This is a genomic window from Mycolicibacter arupensis (assembly GCF_002086515.1).
Taxonomy (GTDB): domain Bacteria; phylum Actinomycetota; class Actinomycetes; order Mycobacteriales; family Mycobacteriaceae; genus Mycobacterium; species Mycobacterium arupense.
Genome location: NZ_MVHH01000080.1, coordinates 1 through 8,958 on the forward strand (window position 1 = coordinate 1; position 8,958 = coordinate 8,958).

At 66.5% G+C, this 8,958-nt stretch carries 17 protein-coding genes and 1 pseudogene; all 18 read left to right on the top strand.

Translation table 11 applies throughout. The features are described 5' to 3' along the window. Positions 1 to 455, top strand: a 455-nt coding sequence (locus BST15_RS20160; RefSeq protein ID WP_420093287.1) for a DUF7304 family protein, incomplete at its 5' end; no start/stop codon positions are given. After that, a complete protein-coding gene (locus tag BST15_RS20165) occupies positions 449 to 733 on the top strand; it encodes a hypothetical protein (RefSeq protein ID WP_052751309.1) in 285 nt (94 codons plus the stop codon). The genes BST15_RS20160 and BST15_RS20165, both read left to right, overlap by 7 nt. Then, complete coding sequence (locus BST15_RS20170) at positions 730 to 936, top strand: hypothetical protein (RefSeq protein WP_046189336.1); 207 nt, start codon at positions 730 to 732, stop codon at positions 934 to 936. The genes BST15_RS20165 and BST15_RS20170 overlap by 4 nt, the downstream gene beginning before the upstream one ends. Next, entirely contained in the window at positions 933 to 1,406 is a 474-nt protein-coding gene (locus tag BST15_RS20175) for a hypothetical protein (protein ID WP_046189337.1), read from the top strand. The genes BST15_RS20170 and BST15_RS20175 overlap by 4 nt, the downstream gene beginning before the upstream one ends. Before the next feature lie 35 nt (positions 1,407 to 1,441). Next, complete coding sequence (locus tag BST15_RS22270) at positions 1,442 to 1,579, top strand: hypothetical protein (protein WP_157861711.1); 138 nt, start codon at positions 1,442 to 1,444, stop codon at positions 1,577 to 1,579. Continuing rightward, positions 1,576 to 1,908, top strand: coding sequence for a hypothetical protein (locus BST15_RS20180; protein ID WP_046189338.1), 333 nt, complete (start codon positions 1,576 to 1,578; stop codon positions 1,906 to 1,908). Before BST15_RS22270 ends, BST15_RS20180 begins: the two co-directional genes overlap by 4 nt. A gap of 71 nt (positions 1,909 to 1,979) precedes the next feature. Beyond that, a complete protein-coding gene (locus BST15_RS20185; RefSeq protein WP_046189339.1) occupies positions 1,980 to 2,297 on the top strand; it encodes a hypothetical protein in 318 nt (105 codons plus the stop codon). After that, on the top strand, positions 2,294 to 2,485 hold the full coding sequence (locus tag BST15_RS20190; protein ID WP_046189340.1) for a hypothetical protein: 192 nt from the start codon (positions 2,294 to 2,296) through the stop codon (positions 2,483 to 2,485). The genes BST15_RS20185 and BST15_RS20190 overlap by 4 nt, the downstream gene beginning before the upstream one ends. A 250-nt stretch (positions 2,486 to 2,735) precedes the next feature. Continuing rightward, positions 2,736 to 3,086 carry a hypothetical protein gene (locus BST15_RS20195; protein WP_046189341.1) on the top strand — a complete coding sequence of 117 codons (351 nt, stop codon included), beginning with the start codon at positions 2,736 to 2,738 and terminating at the stop codon, positions 3,084 to 3,086. Further along, the gene (locus BST15_RS20200; RefSeq protein WP_046189342.1) at positions 3,083 to 3,748 is read left to right on the top strand and encodes a hypothetical protein; all 666 of its coding nucleotides are present in this window, start codon (positions 3,083 to 3,085) and stop codon (positions 3,746 to 3,748) included. The genes BST15_RS20195 and BST15_RS20200 overlap by 4 nt, the downstream gene beginning before the upstream one ends. Continuing rightward, on the top strand, positions 3,745 to 4,506 hold the full coding sequence (locus BST15_RS21645; RefSeq protein WP_052751310.1) for a hypothetical protein: 762 nt from the start codon (positions 3,745 to 3,747) through the stop codon (positions 4,504 to 4,506). Before BST15_RS20200 ends, BST15_RS21645 begins: the two co-directional genes overlap by 4 nt. Before the next feature lie 44 nt (positions 4,507 to 4,550). Further along, on the top strand, positions 4,551 to 4,898 hold the full coding sequence (locus BST15_RS20215; protein ID WP_046189343.1) for a hypothetical protein: 348 nt from the start codon (positions 4,551 to 4,553) through the stop codon (positions 4,896 to 4,898). Between the two features lie 37 nt (positions 4,899 to 4,935). Next, entirely contained in the window at positions 4,936 to 5,793 is an 858-nt protein-coding gene (locus BST15_RS20220) for a DUF2303 family protein (protein WP_052751311.1), read from the top strand. Continuing rightward, positions 5,790 to 5,999, top strand: a complete 210-nt coding sequence (locus tag BST15_RS20225) for a hypothetical protein (RefSeq protein ID WP_131701151.1) — start codon at positions 5,790 to 5,792, stop codon at positions 5,997 to 5,999. Before BST15_RS20220 ends, BST15_RS20225 begins: the two co-directional genes overlap by 4 nt. Before the next feature lie 23 nt (positions 6,000 to 6,022). Then, on the top strand, positions 6,023 to 7,543 hold the full coding sequence (locus tag BST15_RS20230) for a DNA cytosine methyltransferase (protein WP_083071151.1): 1,521 nt from the start codon (positions 6,023 to 6,025) through the stop codon (positions 7,541 to 7,543). A gap of 405 nt (positions 7,544 to 7,948) precedes the next feature. Further along, a complete protein-coding gene (locus tag BST15_RS20235) occupies positions 7,949 to 8,233 on the top strand; it encodes a hypothetical protein (protein WP_046189346.1) in 285 nt (94 codons plus the stop codon). Continuing rightward, positions 8,230 to 8,373 (top strand): hypothetical protein, encoded by a 144-nt coding sequence (locus BST15_RS22275; RefSeq protein ID WP_165757152.1) that lies wholly within the window; start codon positions 8,230 to 8,232, stop codon positions 8,371 to 8,373. The genes BST15_RS20235 and BST15_RS22275 overlap by 4 nt, the downstream gene beginning before the upstream one ends. Further along, a pseudogene (locus BST15_RS20240) lies at positions 8,370 to 8,958 on the top strand (hypothetical protein); the annotation flags it as partial. The gene BST15_RS22275 and the pseudogene BST15_RS20240, both read left to right, overlap by 4 nt.

Here is an 8,958-nt window from a genome sequence, read left to right on the forward strand (position 1 = left end):
GTCACGGGCAACAGGACTCTAAAACAGGATGGCCCCGTTCATTGGGGACATGCCACACCGACCCCGCGCAGCCGAATCTGATTGACGGTTCGATCTACGCCTACGAGCAGCATCAAGGCGGGGTATACGTCACCGTCAAGGGCGCCGGCGAGACGCCGCTGATCCTGTCGTTCGACTCGGCCGACATTGATGTTCTGCGGAATGTGTTCTCGCCGTTCCCGGTCTCCACCGGCCAGTGCGATTTCACCCACTACGTCGATCCGCGGGAAGTCCTGGAAGGCAATCGGCTGCTGCACGTCGGCCTCGGTCGCACGGGCGACGGCGTGGAACGCGGTTACCTCGGCGTCGGAGATCAGAACCGCTATGGCTCAGTGCTGCTTACGCCCCCCGAAGTCGTTGATCTGATCCAGGCGCTCGTCGATGTCCTCGGAACGATGGCCGAGGGGGCATGGTGATCCGCGGGCATTCCCTCCAGGACGTCGTTGATGCCGGCCACGCGCCGTCGGTGCGGTGGCTACGTGAAGCGATCCGCCGCGGTGACGCTCCCGGGTACCGGGTGGCGCGCAAGGGCGGTGGTGGCCGCTGCGACTACCGGATGACCGACGCCGACATCGCGGCATTCATCGAATCCCGACGCGTCGTGCCGTCCGTGCCGAGCCGTACTGGGCTCAACCTGACGCCCGGGGGAGCGCGGCGGCTCACGACGACTTCCGACGGCCGGAGGTCGGCATGAACCACCCCAGACTGCTCACCGAGGAGCGGGTGCGCGAGATCATCCGCGCGGAGGTCGGCGCTTTTGCAAACCTCCTGGTCTTCGGTTGCCCCGCCACCCTCGCCGCCTACGTGGATGGATCGCTATCCGTCGATGCGGCCGCGCAGCTCGTTGACCTCAAGCTCAAGGGCGGCCCGGGCGCGCCCCTGGGCGGTGCGCAATGACCGCTCAGGACGCGCTGTACATCGTGCTGATGGCGGTGTTCTTTCTCGTCGCTTGGGCGATGCTCACCGGCGGCACCGGAGACTCCGGCCCTGCGCTGGTGCACGGCCGTCACCGCGCTGGCCGACCGGGCCTGGCAGTCGTACCCGGCCTAGAGCCCGACGACGTCTTGCCGTTCGTGTCTGGGCCCGATTACCGCGACGAGCCCGACGACTGGACCGCCGACCTGCCCACCGCCGTCATCCCGGCCGTGAAGCCGCAGTTCATTGTGCCGGCGCACGCCATTCCGGTTAGGCGTGAGTGGCTGGACAAGGTCCGCGCCGACCTACCGCGACGCACGTCCCCGTCTGAGACCGCGGCTGAGACCGCCCGCCGACGCTGGGGCGTGGAAACGCCGATCTTCGCCGGCCTCGCCAAGGACTGGGGCTACGACCCCATCTATGGCCTCGATCAGGCAATAGCCGTCGCGTGAACCCTGCCCGTCCTCCACACACCAGGAGATACCCCATGAACCCTCTGCTGGATTCCCTGATCGCGCAGTGGAAACGCTGCGGTGGCACCCGTGGGGAGTGCAGGACCCGCAACTGCAAGCGCTGCATCCGCGCCGCCGCCTTCATCCGCACAGATGAAGAGGCGGGTCGATGAACTGGCTCAAGCGGATCAGGAGCGCTGTGTTCTTCTCCGACATCGACACCGTCCACCGCGGTGGGCCTGGGCACGTCAACGTCAACGTCGGGAGCTGGCCGCCCGAGTACCTGGACCTGGACCAGCTGGCTCGGCCAGCTGAATTGCCGGGCGCGGTCGGGCCCCTCGATGAGCTGCTGCGGGTCCTCGCTCGTGATGCCACGACGATCCGTGAGTCGGTTGCCGACGCAATGCAGCTCGTGAACACCTTCGCCGACGCAGTCGCCGACGCGATTCGCCATCAGGACCAGCTCTTGGCCTACCTGCAGGACAGATCCACCAGGCAATGAAAAGGGCCGGCAGTCGTCCCGGACTGCCGGCCAACCCACCGAACACAACCCCATTGGAAAGGACACTCTCGGTGAGCACCCCCATCTTAGACGCACCGACCGATACCACCGGCTGGCTCTTGGAGATCACCGGCAACGGCGACGACACCGTCTACACCGCGATGCGCGATGAACCGCGGTCTCCGTCTGCCTTTCGTCGGGCAGCTGACACGTCCGCGCGCTATTGCCCGGCGGTGATCGCAGTTGCCTTGCGCGTGCACGACACGTGGTTCGTATCCCTGTGCGGTAACGAGCCTGGCTTGAAGCCCCTGAGGTTCAGCAACCACGACGACGCGGTCGCCTGGCTGACCCACCTGGCCAACCTCTACACCCGCCCGGTGACCGCATGAGCGCCCATCCGATCGCGGTGCACGCCAGCGCCAACCCCCTGTTCGGTCGAACGTTCCAGCCTCGCTGCGACTACGCGATGGCGGGTTGCGGATACCGCGGCCCGCACGTACCGACGCGCGTCCGCGCCGAGGCGATCGCCGACGAGCACACCAACCGCACCGCCGGACTGGACGTGACCGTATGGTGACGACTTCAGTTGAGCTACAACGCGATCCGTCCATCTGGGGCATCTCATGGCGTGGGCGCCTGCACAGGCTGGCGGAACCGGTCAAAGTTGATGACGAGCGCCGGATGTACGCGACTTCACTGTGTGGCAGCTCGGTCTACCTCTTCGGCTGGCTGACCGGGCGGCGCCGCCACCCCGCGATCAGGCGACTGCTGACGACGTTCAGCGAGCGTTCGGCACCGGAATGCCAGCTGTGCGCTAGGAGCGGTTCGTGATCCGCCGGGCGTGGCGGGAGCGGATTCACCCACTGCTGTGGCTGGCCGCCGCCGGATCGATTCTCGCTTACGCCCTGGGTCATTCACCCGCGCATGCCGCACCGTTCACCCCGGGCCAGGCCTACGCCGAGGACCACGCCGCTGACATCTGCGGCCAGTTCGACGACGACCCCACGGTGGAACGGGTCTGGCAAGTGCTCACCGACCTGATCAACCACGGCCTGTCCGGGGTTGAGGCCGGCATCGCGGTCAGGGAGTCCGTCGTCTACGTCTGCCCGCACCACATCCCCCTGGTGAAGCGCTTCGCCGCCTACTACCAGCAGCATCCGACAGGAGTCTTCACGTGACCCACTTACCGTTCGACCCGGCCGTTACCGCTGACGTGGTGTTCCTCGACACCGAGACGCTGGGCACCCGGTTGAGCTCGCCGATCTGGGAGGTCGCCGCTATCCGCCGCAGCACCTCGACCGGCGAAGAATCCCGCCTGCACATGTTCGTCCACCACCCCATCTACCCGTTCTACAACGAACTGCCCGAGACCTTTCAGCGCGACTACGACGAGCGTTTCGACGCCTTCGCGGCGGTCACGCAGGCCGTGGCCGGTGCCCGAATCTACGAGTTCTTCGCTACCGACAGTTCCGGCAACAAGCCGATCGTCGTCGGCCGTGTTCCCAGCTTCGACACCATCCGGATCCACTACCAACTGCTGACACCGAGCCGTGGGCTTTGTCTGGACGACGACCTCGTCGCCCCGGAACCGTGGGACTTCCACCTGGCCGACATCTCCAACCTGGTCGTGGGCTACCTCCGGGGGATACGGGCTGCCAACGGGGCGTACAGGGAGGCCCCTGCGGTCTTCGCGGCGGACTTGTCCACCCGATCTGACACGATCGCCACCGCTATCGGCGTGAAAGCCGCCGACTATGCGCGGCACACCGCGATGGGTGACTGCGAATGGGTCAAGGCTCAGTACGACGTCATATCCGGCACCAGCGGGTTGGTCGGGTGAGTGCAGTGATCTGCAAGAGCTTGAAGTGCCCGAATCGTGCTCGGCGCCGCGGCTACTGCAACAAGCACGCCGACCTCACCCTCACCCGCCCCCAGGGCGGGCTTGTCGCATCCACTCGTACCCGAACCCACATCGCGCAGCTACAGGCCGCGGGTGTCACCTACCAACTGATCGGGGTCATCGCCGGACGACACCGGACATGGGTGTGCGACGTGTTGCGCCGCGACATGGTGACCGAAGCGACCGAGCGCCTCGTGCTGTCCATCGCAGTACCCGCAGAACCCCACCGGCTCGTCGCCGACGGCCGCGTCCTGGCGATCGGCAGTACCCGCCGCCTGCAAGGCCTCGTGGTCTGTGGTCACACCCAGCGAGAACTGGCCAACGAACTCGGCTGGCTGGAAACCAACGTCGGCACCCTCATCAACGGGCGCAAACAGTGGGTCACCGCCGCCACCGCACGCCACATCGCCGACCTGACTGACCGACTCCAAGGCGTACCCGGCACATCCGAACCCGCTCGGCGCCGGGCCGCCGCGCGCGGTTGGGTGCCAGTGCTCGCGTGGGACGAAGACCTTATCGACGATCCCACAGCGCAACCCGCACCTGTACCCACCGCTCCGGCATCGTTCGCCGAGCGCTACATCGACGTTGTCAGCTGCGGCGAAACGAACATCGAGGCCATCGCCAAACGCCTCGACATCACCCCCACATCCGTGAAACGGCAACGGGAACGCCACGGCCTGGGCCTGGCTTCCTGACTCAAAAGAGCATCAGTCAACAACCCCGAAAGGAAACACCAAGAATGGCTGAAACGGAAAGCAACGCAACGGAATTCTCTGAACTGCTGCTGCGGCACGCGAAGGGGCGAGCGCACGACACCGCGTCGAAGCTGCTGCGCCAGGCCGTCGAAGCGGTCAAGCAGACCGGCCGCGGCGCGTCGGTCACCGTGACGTTCTCCATCTCCCAGCTCAAGAACAACGCACGCGCTGTCGTGGTCGGGGACAAGGTGACCGCCAAGATCCCCGAGGAGAAGAGCGACTCCATCTGGTTCACCGACGACGACGGCGGCCTGCACCGCAACGACCCCGAGCAATACCAGATGAACTACGGCACCGCGGACGGCAAATCCGCTGCCGCAGGACGCGACTGACAACCACCACCCACCCCATACGAAAGAGAGACCCACCATGGCTGAAACCGCTGACCTCAAGACCACCGTCGAGCACACGGGCCTGGTCGCCAACACCCCCCACAAGGCCGAGATCATCGACGGCGGCGTTGCGCGCATGCGCTACGCGGTCGCCGTCACCGACGCGAACGGACTGCAGGTCAAATCGATCGACGAGCACGACCTCTGGGACCGCCCGTTCCGCGTCAAGGGTGCGCGGCAGGTATCCGAGCTGGATTCGTTCCTCCATGAACTCACCCGCCGGCCGCTCACCGATGGTGCCTCAACTCTGTGGGGTGACTACACCACGGGCACCGTCACCGCCGTCTACAACGAGCACACCACCGCCGAGGCCGGCTGGCGCGATGACCTGCTCACCTTGCAGCTCGTTACCGACCCCGACTGGGCGGCATGGACGAAGATCTCCGGTCAGTGGTTCACCTCCCAGGTCGAATTCGGCGACATCATCGAAGAACTCCTGCACACCGTCATCGATCCCGACCAGGCCGACCTCCTGGAGATCATCCACTCCATCCGGGCGCACAGCAGCGCGCAGTTCGAGTCCCGTATCGACCGATCCACCTCCGCGCAAGCACTGGCCTACACCGAGGAAATCAGCGCTTCGGCCGGCGGCACATCATCGGGGACGCTCGAGGTTCCCAAGGTCATCACACTCAGGCTGCGCCCGTGGGAAGGCCACACCGTCGAGTACGACGTCGAAGCCTGGTTCCGGCTGCAGGTCAACAGCGGCCAGCTCGCGCTGATGATCAAGCTGAAGCCCTACCAGCAGCTCCTGCGCAAGGCCTGGACCGACATGCTCGTCGGCGTCGTCGAGCAGACGCAGATCCCCGTGCTGGCCTACCGGGGCAACCGGTGACAAGCGCAATGGCGTGGTGGCCGGAGACCCCGGCCACCACCACGCCGCGCGTGGCCAGCCTGATCGACCGGCAGGCCGGGGCGCTCGCCGACATCCGGAGGTTCCTGGGGACGGTCGACGCCAAGCCGTGGGCCGGTGGTATTGATCTCCAACTGTCCGGCGAGAAGTCCTGTGCCGCAGTCATCGCCGCCATCCTCGACAGGTAGGGACTGTGCTGACGCTCACAGACATGTTTTGCGGTGCCGGCGGCAGCTCCACCGGCGCGATCCAGGTCCCCGGTATCCAGGTGGTGATGGCGGCCAATCACTGGCAGCTGGCCATCGACACCCACGCCTCGAATCACCCCGACACCGATCACCGGTGCGCAGACCTGTCGCAGGTCGACCCGCGCGCGTTCCCCCGTACGAACCTGGGCTGGTTTTCGCCGTCGTGCACGAAACACTCGATCGCACAAGGTAAGAAACGCCAGGATGCGCAACCCGACCTGTTCGGCGAGATCCTGCCGGACGAGGCGGCGGAGCGCTCACGGGCGACGATGTGGGACGTCGTACGGTTCTCGGAGTACCACCACTACGAAGCGGTGATCGTCGAGAACGTGGTGGACGTGGCGCTGTGGCCACCGTTCCAAGCCTGGCTGGCTGCCATGGAATCCATCGGCTACCTGCACCGGATCGTCTACCTCAACAGCATGCACGCCCAGGTGTTCGGTGCTGGTGCACCGCAGTCGCGGGACCGCATCTACATCGTGTTCTGGCGTGCCAGCAACACCGCGCCGGACTTGGAGCGTGTCGTGCGCCCGCACGCGATCTGTGGCGAGTGCGGGCCGGTGCGGGCCATGCAGGTGTGGAAGAAACCCGACCGGCCGTGGGGGCGTTACCGCGCCCAGTACGTCTACCGCTGCCCGAGCGTGAAGTGCCGCAACCAGATCGTGGAGCCACTGTTCCGGCCGGCGGCCGAGATCATCGACTGGTCCCTGCTGGGCCAGCGGATCGGTGACCGCGACAAACCCCTGGCGGACAAAACCCTGGGCCGCATCCAGGCCGGAATCGAGCGCTACTGGGCACCGCTGCTGGTGCCGGTCGAAGGCCGCGACGGCAAGTCGGCGGTACCGGTGGATCAGGCGGCGCGGACGATGACGACGCGCCACGAGACCGGTATGGCGTTCCTGACGCAGTTCCGGGACCGGGTGCGGGATCTCGACCCGGAGCGCGAGCCGCTGACGACCGTCGTGGCCGACGGCGCGAACCACGGCCTGTGCCAGGCGTTCATCGCGGAACTGCGCGGCGGCGGTAGCGTCGCGCGGCCGGTGGCGGACCCGCTGGCCACCGTCACCGCCTCCGGTAACCACCACGGCCTGGTCACCAGCTACTACGGCAAGGGAGGCACCCGGCCGACCAGCGACCCGGTGCCCACCTGCACCACCGTCGAGACCCACGCCCTGCTGATGCGCAACAACAGCAGCAGGGGCGACGGCGCCGAGATGTCCACGCCGGTCACCGAGGCGGCCCGCACCATCACCACGATGGGACATCAGTCGCTGCTCGCCGGCGGCCCGACGGTCGACATCAACGACGTGCTGTTCCGAATGCTCGAACCCCGCGAGATCGCCCGAGCCATGGACTTCCCCACCAACTACCGAATCCTCGGCAACCGACGCGAGCAAGTCCGCCAATCCGGCAACGCAGTCACCCCGCCGGCCGCCCGCGACCTCGTCGGCGTCGTGGCGGAATCGCTGGGGGTCGCATCGTGATGGCCGCACAGTTGGTGTTGTTCACCCCCACCACGTCGTGCTGCGAGCATTCGCAGTCGCAGCACTGGCAGATCGTCCGCCAGCACGGCCGGCCGGTTGAGGGTGTGTTTGGGCGGTGCGGGTACTGCGACTGCAAGCAATACCAGGAGGCCTCGTGATTGCCGTGGATTTGTCTGTGCCGCGGGAGTTCCGCCGCTTGAACTCGACGGTGAACGGCATCAGCAGCCTTGAGACTCGTGCGCGCTGCCAAGACGACGGGCACCCGGTCGGCGCGGTGCACTCGACTTGGTTCCGCGGCGAGCCTGGTTCGTTCTGTCATTGCGGCCGGATCATCTACCACGGTGCTCTGCCGGTTGATCGTTGGCCGCGGCCAGAGCCGCGGCGGCGGGAGAGGCCGGTGGGCCGATGAGCGGTCCCGATCTGGACGCAGTCGACAACGCGGCCCAGCGTGCGCTGACGGCGATCGGAGCAGACGCGGCCTGGCTCTACCGGGCCGGGAAGACCGACGGTTTCCGTGCCGGCCTGGAGTCAGCAGGCCGACTCGTTGAAGTCGTAATGGCGGCCGCACGCTCGGACCTCGCTACCGACTGCGGTGTGCGCGACACGATCATCGCCACCTGCGATCAGATCTGCATCGAACTGCGACTGACCGCGCTGCGGATCCCCGACCCGCCGGAGCCGCGACGATGAGCGACCCCGCGATCCGCCTGCTGTTCAGCCCCGAACAGCTCAAATCCTATGGCCGCTGCGACAAGTGCGGCTGGCACCCACCCACGCAGGGTCACCACCAGGACTGCCCGACAACCGAGGACGAGAAGGCCACCAGATGAAGCGACCGACCGGAAAGACCTACGCACCGATCAATCTGGACATCTGGGCCGACGACGACTGGCTGGACCTCACCCCGCCCGCCCAGCACCTCTACTTCGTGCTCTGGACGGACCCCCAGCTGTCCTACTGCGGCGCCGGGAACTGGGATCCGGCCAAGATCGCCGCCAAGTCCCGCAACTGGACACCAGGCGAAGTCGAAGACGCCGGCGCCGAGCTCTCGATGGAGAAGTTCCTCCTCGTCGACACCAGCGTCTCCGAGTACGTTCTGCGGTCCTGGATCAAGCACGACGGAATCTGGCGTAAACCGAACATGGCCGTCTCGATGGCCGGTGCCCGCGCTGCGCTGGCGTCCCGAATCCTGCGCGGCGTCATCGTCTTCGAAGTCCTCAAGCTGCGGGCGCGGGAACCGGAATTGTCGTCGTGGACCCGCGATGCGGTCGCCACGATGCTGGCACAGAAGGCCGTCGACCCGGCCACACTGGCACCGTTCACCCCTACCGCAACCCAGTCGATAACCCCACCTCCAACCCCACCGCCAACCCACGGTGTAACCCCTGGGCTAACCGTTAGCGGTGGGGTAGGGG